Origin of the sequence: Bradyrhizobium erythrophlei (assembly GCF_042430365.1) — a bacterium.
GTDB classification, from domain to species: Bacteria; Pseudomonadota; Alphaproteobacteria; order Rhizobiales; family Xanthobacteraceae; genus Bradyrhizobium; species Bradyrhizobium erythrophlei.
The window spans coordinates 1-16283 of record NZ_JBHMET010000185.1 but is presented as its reverse complement, the minus strand read 5'-3'; the positions used below and the strand labels follow the sequence as shown (position 1 = coordinate 16283).

The following is a 16283-nucleotide window of genomic DNA, read 5'->3' as shown; positions in this document are numbered from 1 at the left end:
TAGTGGCGCGGCCTCTCATTCAGTGCTTGATATTGCGGCCGGTGGGGTTCGCCGTGCCTGCGGACGGCTGGCATGTCGTGCTGCGCCTCGGCACGGTGGGGCGAGGCCGCACCGGTGTCGCAAACCTCATCCCGCGTTCGCCTTGAGCCCCGCGGCCTCTATACCCGCGATCGCGCAAAGCTCGTCATTGTCGGACGTATCGCCGCTGACGCCGACGGCACCGAGCAGAGTGCTGCCATCGAGGATCAGGACGCCGCCGGGCACCGGGACCAGGCGGCCCTGCGCGATGGTGTTCACGGCGTCGATGAAATAGGCCTGCTCCTGCGCGCGTTGAAAAAGAGCGCGCGACCCCATGCCCATCGCCAGCGCGCCATAGGCCTTGCCGTGGGCAATCTCGGCGCGCATCAGGCTGGTGCCGTCCTGCGCGGCTGTGACCTTCACGGCGCCACGAGCGTCAAGGATCGTGATGACGAGCGGCTTGAGCTTTTTCTCCACGCCCTTGGCCAGCGCGGCGTCAAGAATCTTGCGGGCAACGTCGAGGGTCAGCTCGGCCATGGTCTATTCCTTTATGGGGTAATCACTTGTCGGAAGGGGATGTCGCACAGTTCAGGCTCATCGCCAAGACGCGGGCAACGTGAAGTGGGGCGCGTCCGCTACCGTCCTTGATCTGGTGCCGGCACGAGGTGCCGTCGGCCACGATTAGCGTGGCGGCGTCGGCGCGCCGGACCGCGGGCAAGAGCGAGAGCTCGGCCATCTCGATCGAGGCCTGGTAGGTGTCCGCGCCATAGCCGAACGCACCGGCCATCCCGCAGCAGCTCGACTCGATGGTTTCCACCGCCAGCTCAGGTACCAGGCGGAGCACCTTCTCGACCGGCTTGAAGGCGCCGAAGGATTTCTGGTGGCAATGGCCGTGGACCATCGCCTTCCGGGCAACCGTCTTGAGCGGCAGGCTGAGCCGTCCGGCCTCGGCCTCGCGCACCAGGAATTCCTCGAACAACAGCGCGTGCGCGCTGACGTTTCGTGCCACCTCGTCCGATCGCAGCGACAGCAATTCGTCGCGCAAGGTCAACAGACAGCTCGGCTCGAGGCCGACAATGGGCACGCCGCGCGCCGCAAACGGCGCAAATGTCGCGACCAGCCGGTCGAGCTCGGCGCGGGCCTCCTCGACCAGGCCGGCCGACAGGAAGGTCCGCCCGCAGCAGAGCGAGCGGGCCTTATCCGCAGGCTTCGGCAGGTGCACGCGATATCCGCCGGCAACCAGCACGTCGAGCGCGGCATCGAGGTTCTCGCGCTCGTAGGCGCGGTTGAACGTGTCGGCGAACAGCACGACCTCGCGGCCGTCGGTGGGGCCGAACACCACGGAGTCGGGCTTGAACGTGTCGCGCCGGAAAGCGGGCAGGGCGCGTTGCGCGCTGATGCCGGCAATCTTCTCAAATAGCGCACGCAGCAGCGGGCTCCTGTTGCGCAGGTTGGCGATCGGCGCAAAGCGCGACGCAAGATCGGCGTAGCGGGGTAAATAGCCCACCAGCCGGTCACGCAGCGACAGGCCGTGCCTGGTCGCACGCGCCGCCAGAACCTCGATCTTCATCTTGGCCATGTCGACGCCGGTCGGGCATTCGTGGCGGCAGGCCTTGCAGGACACGCAGAGTTTCAGCGTCTCCATCATGTCGTCGGAGGCGAGCGCGTCGGGGCCGAGCTGGCCGGAGATCGCGAGCCGCAGCGTATTGGCGCGGCCGCGGGTCACGTCCTTCTCGTTGCGGGTTGCGCGATAGGACGGGCACATCACGCCGCCCTCGAGCTTGCGACAGGCGCCGTTATTGTTGCACATCTCGACTGCGCCTTGGAAACCGCCGCCGGCGCCGGGATAGGCCGACCAGTCGAGCACGGTCTTCAGGTCATCGACCCGGTAGTCCGGCGCGAAGCGGAACAGAGAGCGGTCGTCCATCTTGGGCGGATCGACGATCTTGCCGGGATTGAGCGTGTTGCCGGGATCGAAGCGGTGCTTGACCTCGCGGAAATCGGCGACGATGCGCGCGCCGAACATCGGCTCGTGGAATTCGGAGCGCACCAGGCCGTCGCCATGCTCGCCGGAGTGCGAGCCCTTGTACTCGCGCACCATCTCGAACGCCTCTTCGGCGATGGCGCGCATCGCCTTGACGTCCTTCTCGAGCTTGAGGTTGAGCACCGGGCGCACATGCAGGCAGCCTTCGGAGGCGTGGGCATACATCGTGCCGCGGGTGCCGTGCTTGGCGAAGATGGCGTTGAGCCGCTCGGTGTAGTCGGCAAGATGCGGCAGCGGCACCGCGCAGTCCTCGACGAAGGAGACCGGTTTGCCCTCCTGCTTCATCGACATCATGACGTTGAGGCCGGAGGTGCGGAAATCCGCTATCGCTGTTTGCGTCGCGGGTTCAATGACGTCGACCACACCGCCCCATTTGCGCTGCGGATGGCTCCAGCCGAACCCGAGGTCTGCCATCAATTCGGAAAGCTGCTTCAGCTTCTGCAGGTTGTCGGGCTGATCCTCTTCCGCGAATTCGACGATCAACAGCGCATCCGGATCGCCGCGCACGGTCGCCTCGATCACGGGCCTGAACATTGCGATCTCGCGCCCGAGCGCGATCATGGTGCGGTCGACCAGCTCGACGGCGATCGGCCGCAGCTTGACCAGATGCTGGGCGGCGTCCATCGCCTCGTAGAAGCTGCCGAAATGGCAGACGCCGAGCACCTTGTTGCGGATCACCGGCCACAGCTTGAGTGCGACCTGCGTCGTGAAGGCGAGTGTGCCCTCCGAGCCGACCAGAAGATGCGCCATGTTGTTAGGCGCGTTGCGCGGCACCAGCGCATCGAGATTGTAGCCGCCGACGCGGCGCTGCACTTTCGGGAATTTGTCCGCGATCTCGGCCGCCTCGCGTTCGCCGAGGTCGAGCATGTCGCGGAACAGCTTCAATCCGCCGTCGGGCGCATTCACGTTGGCAAGATCGCGCGGCACCTCGCCGAAATGCACGAGCGTGCCGTCCGCCAGCGCCGCGTCCATCGACAGCGTGTTGTCGCGCATGGTGCCGTAGCGCAGCGAGCGTCCGCCGCAGGAATTGTTGCCGGCCATGCCGCCGATCGTCGCGCGCGAGGCGGTGGAGACGTCGACCGGAAACCACAGTCCGTGCTTTTTGAGCTGGCGGTTGAGGTCGTCGAGCACAATGCCGGGCTCGACCACGCAGGAGCGATTCTCGATATCGAGCGAGACGATCCGGTTCAGGTGCTTGGAGACGTCGACGACGATGCCGTTGTTGATGGTCTGGCCGCATTGCGAGGTGCCGCCGCCGCGCGGGGTGACGATTCGTCCGTCGTCGCGGGTGATCGCAAGCGCCCGCAGCGCCTCGTCGGTGGTCTTGGGGACGACCACGCCGGCCGGCATGATCTGGTAGAACGAGGCGTCGGTCGCGTAGCGGCCGCGGTTGAAGGCGTCGAAAAAGACGTCGCCGGTCAGTTCTGACCGCAGGCGCCGTTCGAGCGGTGAGGCGTTCTTCATCCCAAATCCGATGTGATCCAGGAGGGCCGTTGCCGCGGTCTCCTGTCGATTATGCATTCATGCGCGATGATAGTTACATTATGAATTCATAATCGGCAAGACTATCCGCCCTGAGGCGTCGTCTCTGGCGTCGTTTCGCGATCCTCGGACAGGTGCTCGATGGCGGCGGTCCGCTTGTTGCGCAGGTGCTGGAACAGGATGTCGCTCAGTTCGCTGGCGGCGCGGCGGCGTAGCGCGTCGAGGATAGCCTCGTGCTCGCGCATCGCCTCGGCCCAGCGCTGCCGCTTGCGGGCGAAATTGGCGGAGTAGCGCACGCGGCGGATCCGGCCGGCGAAATTGGCGTAGGCGGTCTTCAGCGTCTCGTTGCGGGCGGCGGCGACAATGCTCTCATGGATGCGCTGGTTGACCTGGAAGTAGCCGTGCATGTCGCGATGCAAATAGTGTCCATACATCTCGTAATGCAGCCGCTCGATCGCGGTGATTTCCTCGTCGGTAATGGCCTCGCAGGCCAGCCTTCCGGCCAGGCTCTCGAGTCCTGCCATCACGTCGAACAGCTCCTCGAGGTCGCGCGCCCTGAGCTGGCGCACCCGCGCGCCGCGATTGGGCAGGAGTTCGATCAGGCCCTCGGCGGCCAGCACCTTGAGGGCCTCGCGGAGCGGGGTTCGGGAGATGCCGAGCATCTCGCAGAGCTGGCGCTCGGGAACGCGGGCGCCCTCGGGGATATTGCCTTCGACAACATAGTCGCGAAGCCGCAGCAGGATTTCCCCGTGCAGCGAGGCTTCCTGGCGGTCGCCGCCATTGCCGGCGGCCGGCTCAGCGATCGGGGTCCTGGTTTCGAGAATCGTGGATTTCATATGCACGACAGTAATTTACCCATTTGGTTGCGTCGATGTTCACAATTAAATACCAAAAATAGATTGAAAAGACAAAAAATGAATGCAAAATGACTCGCGTATCTGGCCGAACGTGCCGATTGGGAGGGTTTCATGCATCAAGGACGCCATTTCCTGCAGATTCCAGGACCGAGCCCGGTCCCAGACCGGGTCCTTCGCGCCATGGATATGCCGGTGATCGATCACCGCAGCGCCGAGTTCGCCGAGCTCGGCCATGCCGTGCTGGAGGGCAGCCAGCAGATCTTCCAGACCTCGGGCCCGGTGGTCATCTTCCCGTCGTCGGGGACCGGCGCCTGGGAGGCGGCGATCGTCAACACGCTGTCGCCGGGCGACAAGGTGCTGATGGTCGAGACCGGCCACTTCGCGACCCTGTGGCGCCAGATGGCGGGACGGTTCGGCATCGAGGTCGACTTCGTGCCCGGCGATTGGCGCCGCGGCGCCGACCCCGCCGAGATCGAATCGAGGCTCGCGCGGGACACCGCGCACACCATCAAGGCGGTGATGGTCGTGCATAACGAGACCTCGACCGGCGCCACCAGCCGGATCGCGGACATCCGCGCCGCCATCGACCGCACCGGCCATCCGGCGCTGTTGATGGTCGACACCATTTCCTCGCTCGGCTCGGTCGACTACCGGCACGACGAATGGAAGGTCGATGTCAGCGTCAGTTGCTCGCAAAAGGGCTTCATGCTGCCGCCCGGCCTCGGCTTCAACGCGATCTCGGAAAAGGCCCGCGCCGCATCCCGGGTCAACAAGATGCCGCGCTCCTACTTCGATTGGGACGAGATGCTGAAGCCGAATGCGAAGGGCTTCTTCCCGTATACGCCGGCGACGAACCTGCTCTATGGCCTGCGCGAAGCCATCGCGATGCTGCTGGAGGAGGGCCTCGACAACGTATTCGCCCGCCATCAGCGGCTGGCGGCCGCCACCCGTGCCGCCGTCACCCAATGGGGCCTCGAGGTGCTGTGCCAGGAGCCGTCGGAATACTCGCCGGTGCTCACCGCCGTGCTGATGCCGCCGGGCCACGACGCCGATCAGTTCCGCAAGGTCGTGCTCGACAATTACAACATGTCGCTCGGCGCCGGCCTGTCGAAGGTCGCCGGCAAGGTGTTCCGCATCGGCCATCTCGGCGAATGCAACGAGCTGACATTGCTCGGCGCGCTCACCGGCGTCGAGATGGGGCTGTCGGTCGCCGGCATTCCGCACCGCTCCGGCGGGGTCGATGCCGCGATGAAATATTTCGAGCAGCGGACGCAGAGCAATTCGTCGCCGCATCTGAAGGTGGTCACGACCTAATCCATGATCCGGATCCGGAGGGCCGCGTTAGCGCAAAGCGTGCCGCGGTTTTCCGAGGCGATCACGCTCAGACGATGAGGCGCGCGGCGTCGCGCGTCCAAACGACTCAAAAACCGAAAATTCGGGAGGGGAAAACGTGAGGATTCGTTTCAAGGCCACGCACGTCGTGCTGGCGATGCTCTGCGTGATGTATTTCATCACCTATGTCGATCGGGTGAATATCGGCACCGCGGCGAGCGATATCCAGAAGGAGCTCGGTCTCACCAACACCCAACTCGGGCTGGTGTTCTCGGCGTTCGCCTACCCCTATCTGCTGTTCCAGGTGGTCGGTGGCTGGGTCGGCGATCATTTCGGGCCGCGCAGGACCTTGTTCTGGTGCGGCATGGTCTGGGCCGCGGCGACCATCTTGACGGGCTTTGTGAACGGTCTGCTGACGTTGTTCATCGCCCGCGTCGCGCTTGGCTTTGGAGAAGGTGCAACCTTTCCGACCGCTACGCGCGCCATGCAATATTGGACCCCCGCGACCAGGCGCGGTTTCGCGCAGGGCATTACCCACGCCTTTGCGCGGCTAGGCAATGCGGTTACGCCGCCTTTGATCGCTGCGCTGATGTTTTGGCTGACGTGGCGCGGCTCGTTCATCGCGCTGGGACTGGTCAGCCTGCTGTGGGGCGTGGCCTGGGTCCTGTATTTCCGCAACGAGCCCAAGGATCATCCTGACATCACCGAGGCCGAACTGGCGTCGCTTCCGCCACGCCCGATCGGTACGCGACCCCAGGTGCCGTGGGGACCGCTGTTACGCCAGATGTGGCCCGTCACGCTCACATATTTCTGTTACGGCTGGTGCCTGTGGCTGTATCTGAATTGGCTGCCGCTGTTCTTCAAGAACAACTACAGCCTGGACATCAAGAATTCGGCGCTGTTCGCCTCGGGCGTTTTCTTCGCCGGCGTCGTCGGCGACAGCCTGGGCGGAATCCTGTCTGATCGCGTTCTCAAGAAGACGGGCAATGTCCGGTTTGCGCGGTTGAGCGTTACGATTACCGGCTTCGCGGGCGCCTTCCTGTCGCTTGTTCCGATCCTGTTCATTCACGATATCACGATCGTTGCTCTATGCCTGTCTGGAGGTTTTTTCTTTGCCGAACTTGTGATCGGTCCGATGTGGTCGGTGCCAATGGATATCGCTCCGAAATATTCGGGCACGGCTGCAGGCCTGATGAACACCGGCTCTGCGTTTGCAGCAATCGTTTCGCCGATTGTGGCTGGCCTTGTAATCGACGCTACCGGCAACTGGTACCTGCCTTTTCTGATGTCGATGGGATTGCTCCTTCTTGGCGCATTTACTGCGTTTCTCATGCATCCCGAAAAGCCCTTTGAAGCACCCGAGGAAGTGAAGCCGGTCAAGCGAGGTGTACTCGTTCAGCAGCTAAAATGACTCTTCTACCTCCGCACAGGTGGTCAAGATCTTCTCGGATCTTTTTCCAATTGTGACGAAATCACCTCCGGGAGCAGCAGCTGTCGGTATCCCGGAGTGACTGCATGTCGAGCCTTGTCGATATCCAATCAACACTGGAGCCAAACTATGCCCAACTACAAAATTCTCATTCTCGGTGCGTCGTATGGTTCGCTTCTTGCATCCAAGATGATGTTTGGTGGCCACAACGTGCAACTTGTTTGTCTGCCGGCTGAGGCTGCCCTCATCAATTCCGAAGGCTTTCGCGTGCGGATGCCGATCCGCGGCCGCAACGAGCAGATCGAGATCGATTCGCGCAAGTTGCCGGGAAAGGTGTCTGCTTCCGGTCCGGTCGATATAAATCCCAAAGACTACGACCTGATCGGGCTGGCGATGCAGGAGCCGCAATACGGCTCGCCTGGCGTGCGCGAATTGCTCGAAGCCGTGGCGAAGTCGCGCGTGCCGTGCATGTCGATCATGAACATGCCGCCGCTGCCTTACATGAAGCGCATCCGCAACCTGAACAGCGAATTGCTCCGACCGGCATACACCATGCCAGCGGTATGGGACAGTTTCGATCCCGGCACGTTGACACTGTGCAGCCCGGATCCGCAAGCGGTCCGGCCTCCGGAGGGGAAGGCCAACATGCTACAAGTAACGTTGCCGACCAACTTCAAGGTTGCACGCTTTGACAGCGAGAAGAGCAACGAGATCCTTCGCAATATCGAGAAGGATATCGATGCCGTTCGTTTCGATGCCCCGGAAGGCAAGATCGAGCTGCCGGTGAAGTTGCGTTTTCACGACTCGCTTTTCGTGCCACTGGCGAAATGGGCCATGCTGATGGCCGGCAACTATCGGTGCATCACCCAGGACGGCATGAGAACCGCACAGGAAGCGGTGCATGCCAACCTCAAGGAATCGCGTTCGATATACGACTTCGTCGTGGACGTATGCGTCAAGCTCGGTGCCTCGCGAGACGAGCTCGTACCATTCGAGAAATACGCTGTGGCCGCAGAAAGCCTGGTGCGTCCTGCATCGGCTGCGCGCGCGCTCAACAATGGCGCAACCAATATCGAACGCGCCGACAGGCTGGTGCAACTCGTCGCCCAACAACAAGGCATGAGCCATCCCGTCCTCGACGCCATTGTCATGCTCGTGGACGAAAGGATTGCCGCAAATCGCAAGAAGGCTGCGGCGACGTAACTGATCAATAGTCGACAACGGGTCGAAACGACTCGGTGAGTAATACGACCACCAACTCAAAAAAGGAGGAAATACATGAAGTGCGGACTATTAGCGATACCCTTGCTGTCGATGGTTTGTGGCGCGGCATTCGCTGCACCATTCAATATTGAAGAGGCTTCGATAGCCACGATTCAGAAAGCGATTAAGAGCAAGCAGATTACGTGCGAAGCCCTGGTCACGAAGTATCTTGATCGCATCGACGCGTATGACCAAAAGGGGCCGGCGCTTGATACGGCGATCACGGTTAATCCGCACGCTCGTGATACAGCGGCGCACATGGATGCCGATTTCAAAAAAAACCGGCAAGTTGGTTGGTCCGCTGCATTGTGTGCCGGTCGCGGTCAAAGACAATTACAACACGGTGGACATGCCGACGACGGCCGGCAATCTGCTGTTGAAGGACGTCAAGCCGGCTGTTGAAAGCACCGTCACGCGCAAGTTGCGAGAGGCGGGCGCCATCATTCTGATGAAAACCAATATGCACGAGTTTGCGATGTCCGGAACCACGGTCAGTTCACTCGGAGGGCAGACCAAGAATCCCTACGATCTGACGCGCACACCTGGCGGCTCGAGCGGTGGCACAGGCGCCGCGGTTGCGTCGAATTTTGCAGCCGCCGGCTTTGGTACTGATGGTGTCAATTCCATCCGTTCCCCAGCATCGGCGAACAGTCTGGTGGGGTTCCGTCCGACCAAGGGCCTGGTCAGTCACGCCGGGGTCATGTCAGCTTCAACGACGCAGGAAGTCGCCGGTCCGATCACGCGTTCGGTTGACGACGCGGCGATCATACTGGATGTGATTGCAGGCTACGACGCGGCCGACGCTCCGACTGCGCGAAGCGTCGGCAACATCCCGAAATCATTCACCGCCTCACTCGATCCGAAAGGCTTGTCCGGCGTTCGCGTCGGCGTACTTAAGAACTTCATGGGTAGCGAACCCATTCATGAAGAAGTCAATACCGCTATGGCGAATGCGCTGAAGGCGTTCAAGCGGGCGGGCGCGACGATCGTCGAAATTGACGATCCGTTCTTTGACGCAAACGTGTTCAATCGTGACTACGACGTGACGAAATGGGAATTCAAGACGCTGTTCAACGATTACTTGCAAACTCTGGGCGACAAAGCGCCGGTCAAAAACTTGAGCGAAGTGATTGCGTCGGGCAAATATCACAAGCCGTCCCTGGAAAAATTCCTAACCGCCACCGACGCGCTTGAAATGCCCGCCCAGGAAACCGAATATCTCGCGCGGCTTTCCAAGATCGACGGCTTGCGCGATCATCTGCTCGCGCGAATGGCGCAACAAAAAATTGATGTCGTGGTTTATCCGGAGCAGAAGCGCTTGGTTGTTCCTGTGACCGAATTGAACCAGGCGGATCGTACCGGCATTCTTGCCGCTATGACCGGATTTCCCGCAGTCACGGTACCCATGGGGTTCTCCAAACCGAGTTCCACTGCGCCGATCGGCGTTCCCATCGGAATGGATATTCTTGGGCGACCGTTCACCGAAGCGTTGCTCATCAAGATTTCTTACGGATTTGAGCAAGCGACCAAAGTACGCAAGCCCCCGCAGAGCGTTCCAGCATTACGCCAATAGCATCGGCTGCGCGCGCTCAACAATGGCGCAACCAACATTGAGCGCGCCGACAGGCGGGTGCAACTCGTCGCCCAACAACAAGGCATGAGCCATCCCGTTCGACGCCATCGTCATCCTCGTGGACGGAAGGATCGCGGCAAATCGCAAGAAGGCTGTGGCGCTGTAACAGGTCAATAGTCGACGACGGAGTCGAAACGAGTCGGTTGTGAGTGAAACGACCACCAACTCAAAAAAGGAGGAAATACGTGAAACGCGAACTATTAGCGATACTCTTGCTGTCGATGGTTTGTGGCGCGGCGTACGCTGCACCATTCAATATTGAAGAGGCTTCGATAGCCACGATTCAGAAAGCAATTAAGAGCGAGCAGATTACTTGTAAAGCCTTGGTCACGAAGTATCTTGATCGCATCAACGCATACGACCAAAAGGGGCCAGCGCTTAATACGACGATTGCAATAAATCCGGCCGCTCTGGATATCGCTGCACGTATGGACGCCGATTTCAAAAGAACAGGCAAGTTGGTTGGCCCGTTACATTGTGTGCCCGTTGCCGCCAAAGACAATTACAATACAATAGACATGCCGACGACAGGCGGCAATCTACTGTTGAAGGACGTCAAGCCGACTGTCGAAAGCACCGTCACGCGCAAGTTGCGAGAAGCGGGCGCCATCATTCTGATGAAAACCAATATGCATGAGTTTGCGCTGTCTGGAACCACGGTCAGCTCGCTCGGAGGGCAGACCAAAAATCCTTATGATCTCACGCGCACGCCGGGCGGTTCAAGCGGTGGCACAGGCGCCGCGGTTGCGTCGAATTTTGCAGCCGTGGGCTTGGGTAGCGATACCGTCAATTCCATTCGCTCTCCGGCATCGGCGAACAGTCTCGTGGGATTTCGATCGACCAAAGGCTTGATCAGTCGTGCAGGTGTTATGCCAACGTCGACAACACAAGATGTCGTCGGTCCCATTACGCGTTCGGTTGCCGACGCAGCGGTAATGCTTGATCTGATTGCGGGTTACGACCCAGGTGACGCTGCGACAGCGCGTAGCATCGGCAAAATTCCGAAGTCATTTTCGACCTCGCTCGACCCGAAAGGCTTGTTCGGTGTTCGAATCGGCGTCCTTAAAAATTTTATCGGCGCAGAGCCGCTTCATGAAGAAGTCAATGTCGCCTTGAGGAATGCGTTAAGCGCTCTGGAGCAAGCGGGCGCGACGATCGTCGAAATCGACGATTCGTTTTTTAGCACTGATGCATTCAACCGTGATTACGACGTACAGAAGTGGGAGTTCAAGACACAGTTCGACGGTTACCTGAAAGGTCTTGGCGATAAGGCGCCCGTCAAAAATCTGAATGAACTGATCGTGTCGGGAAAGTATCACAAGCCTTCTTTGGAAAAATTTCTGGTCGCCACTGACGCTCTCGAAGCTCCGGCCCAGGAAAACGAGTATCTCTCCCGACTCTCCATGATTGACGGTTTACGCGACCATCTCCTTGGACGGATGGCACAACAGAAAGTGGACGTCGTGGTTTATCCGGAGCAGAAGCGCCTGGTCGTCCCTATAGGCGAATTGAACCAGGCGGATCGTACCGGCATTCTCGCCGCCCTGACCGGATTTCCCGCAGTGACGGTACCCATGGGATTTTCTAAACCGAGTTCGACTGCACCGATCGGTGTCCCCATAGGATTGGATATTCTTGGGCGACCTTTCACCGAAGCGTTGTTGTTCAAAGTTGCTTACGGGTTTGAGCAAGCAACCAAAGTACGCAAGCCCCCGCAGAGCGTTCCTGCATTGCGCCAATAGCATCGGCTGCGCGCGCTCGACAGTGGCGCAACCAATATCGAGCGCGCCTGTCCGCGGCGACGGTGTCGCCGCCCGTCGCCGGCTTCGTCGTCGATGCCACCGGGAATTGGTACCTGCCGTTCCTGATGACGATGGGGTTGTTGCTGCTCGGCGGCTTCTCGGGGCTCCTGATGCATCCCGAGCGGCCGTTCGAGGAGGCTGACGCATTGGCTCCGTCCGGAAAGGTGGTGGCCGAGGAATAGCGACCGCAACGGAAGTGCGGTCCCTCGCTCCGCTCCTCGCGGGGAGAGGGTTGGGGTGAGGGGCTGTCTCCGCATACGCAACGGCAGATGCGTTCGTGGAGGCTCCCCCCTCACCCGGAACGCATCTAGCGATGCGTTCCGACCTCTCCCCGCACGGGTGGCGAGGTGAAGCAGAGCCCGTTGCTTCGACATAAGTTCATCACGTCCTTGGCGGAGGGCCATCGTATCTGCATGACGGCCCCCCGCCCGGCGAGGGACAAACCCGGCGAATAGTGATATGCGAGCGGCTTATCAAGACCGCTGCAAGACCGGGAAGGACGCCCATGACCGTGCACACTGGAAGGCATTTTCTGCAGATCCCGGGACCGACCAACGTGCCGGACCGGGTGCTGCGGGCGATGGACATGCCGACGCTGGACCACCGCGGTCCTGAATTCGCCGAGCTCGGTTTTGCGGTGCTCGCCGCGATGCAGCGCGTATTCCGCACCAAGCAGCCGGTGATCATCTATCCGTCGTCCGGGACCGGCGCCTGGGAGGCGGCGATGGTCAACACGCTCGCGCCGGGCGACAAGGTCCTGATGTGCGAGACCGGTCAGTTTGCCGTGCTGTGGCGCGGCATCGCCGACAAGTTCAAGCTCGACGTCGACTTCATCCCGGGCGATTGGCGCCATGGCGCCGACCTCGCGCAGATCGAGGCGAAGCTTGCCGCCGACAAGGCCCACAAGATCAAGGCGGTCTGCGTGGTCCACAACGAGACCTCGACCGCCTGCGTCACCTATCCGCTCGACGTGCGCAAGATCATGGACGCCGTGAAGCATCCGGCGCTGCTGATGGTCGACACCATCTCGGGACTCGGATCGCTGGCGTATGAACACGATGCCTGGGGCATCGACGTGTCGGTTGCCGGCTCCCAGAAGGGTCTGATGCTGCCGCCGGGGCTCGGCTTCAACGCCGTCTCGGAGAAGGCGCTCGCGGTTGCTAAGGCTAATCAAAGCATGCGCTCGTATTGGGACTGGCAGGAGGTCATCGCCTTCAACAAGGCCGGCACCTTCCCCTATACGCCCGCGTGCAATCTGCTGATGGGCCTGAAAGAGGCCGTCAAGATGCTGGAAGAGGAAGGGCTCGAGAACGTGTTCGCGCGCCACAAGCGCCACAGCGCCGCGACGCGCGCGGCGATCAAGGCCTGGGGCCTGGAGACGCAGTGTCTTGATCCCAACGCGCATTCGCCGGCCCTGACCGGCGTGCGCCTGCCCGAAGGCCACGACGCCGACAACTTCCGCAAGATCGTGCTTGAGAACTTCGACATGTCGCTGGGCACCGGCCTGAACAAGGTCAAGGGCAAGCTGTTCCGCATCGGCCATATCGGTCACTTCAACGATTTGATGTTGATGGGAACGCTGTCCGGCGTTGAGATGGGGCTCGACCTTGCCAAGGTGCCGCATCGCGGCGGCGGCGTGCTGGCCGCGATGGAAGTCCTGAAAGGTCGCGACGCCGTGCTCACGCCCAAGGCCGCCGTCGCCTGAAATTCATCTTGAACAGAATGAGCGAGACATGAACGCGCCCGTCAATTCGACCGAAGATCTGATTTATGCCGTCGAGGACGGGATCGCGCGGATCACGTTCAACCGGCCACAGGCGCGCAACGCGCTGACCTTTGCGATGTACGAGCAGATGGCGTCGATCTGCGACAGCATCAACCAGGATCGCTCGATCAAGGCGCTGATCCTGACCGGCGCCGGCGACAAGGCGTTCGCCTCGGGCACCGACATCTCGCAGTTCCGCGCGTTCAAGACCGCGCAGGACGCGCTTGATTACGAAGCGCGGATCGATCGCGTGCTCGGCGCGCTGGAGCAGTGCCGGGTTCCGGTGATCGCGGCGATTGCCGGGGCCTGCACCGGCGGCGGCGCCGGGATTGCGGCCTGCTGCGACATCCGAATCGGCACCGAATCGACCCGGATCGGCTTTCCGATCGCGCGCACGCTCGGCAACTGCCTCTCGATGTCCAACATCTCGCGCCTGGTCTCGCTGGTCGGTCCGGCGCGCACCAAGGATCTGATCTTCAAGGCGCGCCTGGTCGAGGCGCCGGAAGCGCTGGCGCTCGGCCTGCTCAATGAGATCGTGCCCGACGTCGCGACACTGCAGCGTCGCGCCGACGAAACCGCGAGGCTCGTCGCCAGCCACGCACCGATCACGCTCGAAGTGACCAAGGAAGCCGTGCGCCGCATCCGCCGCACGCTGTCGCGCGACGAGGGCGAGGATTTGATCCTGCGCGCCTATATGAGCGAGGATTTTCGCGAGGGGATGGACGCCTTCCTCAACAAGCGGACGCCGAACTGGAAGGGCAAGTAGCGCTGGAGGCGCCCGCCGCCATCTTCTCCTACAGGTCCGCTTTCGCGGGCGAAGCGGATATGGACCGGCAGCAAAACTTGCCGAATCGGTCCAGGAGGACCCACGACTGGAAGTCGTCGCTGCAGGCGCGCCACTCACACCACCGTCATCTCGCGCCTGAGTTGGGAGGCGAAGATAGTCTTAGGTATCAGTGCGTGGACGCCGCGCACGATGTCAACCACCTGGGTCACGCGGAAGCTCACCGCGACGCTGCACAGCGCGTAGGCGTCGAGCTCGCTGATCCTCGCCCGGGCCGCCAGAAACTTGATGGCGTTGCGCGCTGCGAGAGCCATCGCTGCGTTCAGGTCCTTGTCGAGGCCGATAATAATCCAGTGTGAATCTGTCTCGGCGACCGGCCAAGCCAGGTTCTTCTGCTTGTGGAGAATAACCTGGACGCGCAGCTCCTTCAGGCGTGTCTCAAGCGCCGTAAGCGAGATCTCGCCGTCGCCCTGCACCGCATGGCTATCGCCCGTATAGATCAGCGCGCCGGGCTTCCATACCGGGATGTAGAGCGTCGAGCCCTCGGACAAGTCACTGAGATCGAGATTGCCCGCGTGCGGGCCCGGCGGCACCGAACTGGTGACGCCGGGACTTAGGGGCGGGAAATAGCCATCGGGTGGCGCAACGCCAAAGGTGCCCTGGAACGGCTTCAACGGAATGGTGATGTTGGGCAGGAGCCTAGCCGTCATGGCCCGCAGGTCGAGATCGACATACTTGACCTGCCCCTGAGCATAGTCCTGCGGCAGTAGGCCGGTTCCCAGTGCGCCGGGATTGTTGAAGACGGCACCCCATTGGTAGGGACGGATCCGCTCGTAGCGGATCTCCAACACGTCGCCCGGCTCGGCCTTGTTCACGGCAATCGGCCCGATGATCGAATGCGGCCCTTTACCCGGATTATCGACGCGCAGCTTCGCCAGCGTGTCGATCGTTACGCCCGGCTGCATTTCATTGAGGAAATGCGACCAGGTATCCGGAAAGCTGATGATATCGCCCGAATCGATGGTGAGAATGGGCGCCAGGTTGGCGTCGAACACACCGAGCCGCACCGTCTCCTTCGTCGAGGGAACCACGTGCACGCGGCCTCCACCATGGGATTGGCGCTTTGGAATTGCGCCGGACTCCTGCGCCCGCGCCAGCCTCGCGAACCATGGCTCGACCGCGGCGAGCGCACCCATGAAGCTGCTTGCTTGCAGGAACTTGCGGCGCCAATGGCCGCGCGCCGACAGATAGCCGTCGAAACTCTCTTTATCGACCTCGTCCATATGGAGAAGCGCATCGCGGGCGCGATCATCGAAGGCGGCATCCTTGATGTCCTCGCGGACGATGCCCGTGCCCTTCTCGTCGCCGCAGCCGAAGAGATTGGCGCAGACGTGATGATCAGGGTGGTGGTGGGCGTGCTCACTTCCGTCGCCGTGGGTCTCGGACATGATGACCCCCAAGAAAGCGTTCGCGCGGTATGCCGCATCAATGGACCGCTAGCCGCGCTCACTGGCGATCAAGCAACACGCCTTGGAACGCCGCCTTACCTGGCGCGATGGTCAGATCGCGGAATTATCGCGGACCTCTCACAAGGTTCGCTTCGCTTTGTCGTACGAGAGAACCTTCAGTACCACGTTACTCGCTTGCCGTCGACCTTGAGGTGGTCGCCCGTGGTCCCCGCTCGTGGAGGGCCGATCGGTTCCGTCCCACCCCAGCACTCGTCTCCACATCGGCCGTCAGGGGGTAAACCGGAAAGCCGCCCTTATCGGCTCGACCGTTGCTTGAGCCCAAATTGGAGTCCGGGGCAAGAGACTGCAGGGGAATCGCATGTGGGCGTCTGCAAGTAGTTGCCAAATCGGAAGAAAGGGATTCTG

13 protein-coding genes are annotated in these 16283 nt (G+C 61.5%); 9 read left to right on the top strand and 4 right to left on the bottom strand.

Annotation, left to right across the window (positions count from 1 at the left end; genetic code table 11):
• Positions 1 to 126: 126 nt before the first annotated feature.
• The 3 genes from ACFFWD_RS26000 to ACFFWD_RS25990 all read right to left on the bottom strand — a co-directional run bounded on the left by ACFFWD_RS26000 (position 127) and on the right by ACFFWD_RS25990 (position 4380).
• Positions 127 to 555 (bottom strand): GlcG/HbpS family heme-binding protein, encoded by a 429-nt coding sequence (locus tag ACFFWD_RS26000; RefSeq protein WP_376969955.1) that lies wholly within the window; start codon positions 553 to 555, stop codon positions 127 to 129.
• A 22-nt stretch (positions 556 to 577) separates the two neighbouring features.
• Positions 578 to 3526, bottom strand: a complete 2949-nt coding sequence (locus ACFFWD_RS25995; protein WP_376969953.1) for an FAD-binding and (Fe-S)-binding domain-containing protein — start codon at positions 3524 to 3526, stop codon at positions 578 to 580.
• A 101-nt stretch (positions 3527 to 3627) separates the two neighbouring features.
• Positions 3628 to 4380, bottom strand: coding sequence for a GntR family transcriptional regulator (locus tag ACFFWD_RS25990; protein ID WP_376969951.1), 753 nt, complete (start codon positions 4378 to 4380; stop codon positions 3628 to 3630).
• Positions 4381 to 4512: 132 nt separating this feature from the next.
• Here ACFFWD_RS25990 and ACFFWD_RS25985 point away from each other — a divergent pair, with 132 nt between their 5' ends.
• The 9 genes from ACFFWD_RS25985 to ACFFWD_RS25945 all read left to right on the top strand — a co-directional run bounded on the left by ACFFWD_RS25985 (position 4513) and on the right by ACFFWD_RS25945 (position 14391).
• Positions 4513 to 5715 (top strand): pyridoxal-phosphate-dependent aminotransferase family protein, encoded by a 1203-nt coding sequence (locus ACFFWD_RS25985; protein WP_376969949.1) that lies wholly within the window; start codon positions 4513 to 4515, stop codon positions 5713 to 5715.
• A 136-nt stretch (positions 5716 to 5851) separates the two neighbouring features.
• Positions 5852 to 7144, top strand: a complete 1293-nt coding sequence (locus ACFFWD_RS25980) for an MFS transporter (protein ID WP_376969947.1) — start codon at positions 5852 to 5854, stop codon at positions 7142 to 7144.
• A 147-nt stretch (positions 7145 to 7291) separates the two neighbouring features.
• Positions 7292 to 8365: a ketopantoate reductase family protein gene (locus ACFFWD_RS25975; RefSeq protein ID WP_376969945.1), complete on the top strand. Its 1074-nt coding sequence runs from the start codon at positions 7292 to 7294 to the stop codon at positions 8363 to 8365.
• A 75-nt stretch (positions 8366 to 8440) separates the two neighbouring features.
• Positions 8441 to 8827 carry a hypothetical protein gene (locus ACFFWD_RS25970; RefSeq protein WP_376969943.1) on the top strand — a complete coding sequence of 129 codons (387 nt, stop codon included), beginning with the start codon at positions 8441 to 8443 and terminating at the stop codon, positions 8825 to 8827.
• Complete coding sequence (locus ACFFWD_RS25965) at positions 8736 to 9998, top strand: amidase (protein ID WP_376970095.1); 1263 nt, start codon at positions 8736 to 8738, stop codon at positions 9996 to 9998. The genes ACFFWD_RS25970 and ACFFWD_RS25965 overlap by 92 nt, the downstream gene beginning before the upstream one ends.
• A gap of 245 nt (positions 9999 to 10243) precedes the next feature.
• On the top strand, positions 10244 to 11800 hold the full coding sequence (locus ACFFWD_RS25960; RefSeq protein ID WP_376969941.1) for an amidase family protein: 1557 nt from the start codon (positions 10244 to 10246) through the stop codon (positions 11798 to 11800).
• 62 nt (positions 11801 to 11862) lie between these two features.
• Entirely contained in the window at positions 11863 to 12042 is a 180-nt protein-coding gene (locus ACFFWD_RS25955; protein ID WP_376969939.1) for a hypothetical protein, read from the top strand.
• Positions 12043 to 12365: 323 nt separating this feature from the next.
• Positions 12366 to 13565 (top strand): pyridoxal-phosphate-dependent aminotransferase family protein, encoded by a 1200-nt coding sequence (locus tag ACFFWD_RS25950; protein ID WP_376969937.1) that lies wholly within the window; start codon positions 12366 to 12368, stop codon positions 13563 to 13565.
• 28 nt (positions 13566 to 13593) lie between these two features.
• Positions 13594 to 14391, top strand: coding sequence for an enoyl-CoA hydratase/isomerase family protein (locus ACFFWD_RS25945; protein ID WP_376969935.1), 798 nt, complete (start codon positions 13594 to 13596; stop codon positions 14389 to 14391).
• A 134-nt stretch (positions 14392 to 14525) separates the two neighbouring features.
• Here ACFFWD_RS25945 and ACFFWD_RS25940 read toward each other — a convergent pair whose 3' ends face one another.
• The gene (locus ACFFWD_RS25940) at positions 14526 to 15857 is read right to left on the bottom strand and encodes an acetamidase/formamidase family protein (protein ID WP_376969933.1); all 1332 of its coding nucleotides are present in this window, start codon (positions 15855 to 15857) and stop codon (positions 14526 to 14528) included.
• Positions 15858 to 16283 lie beyond the last annotated feature (426 nt).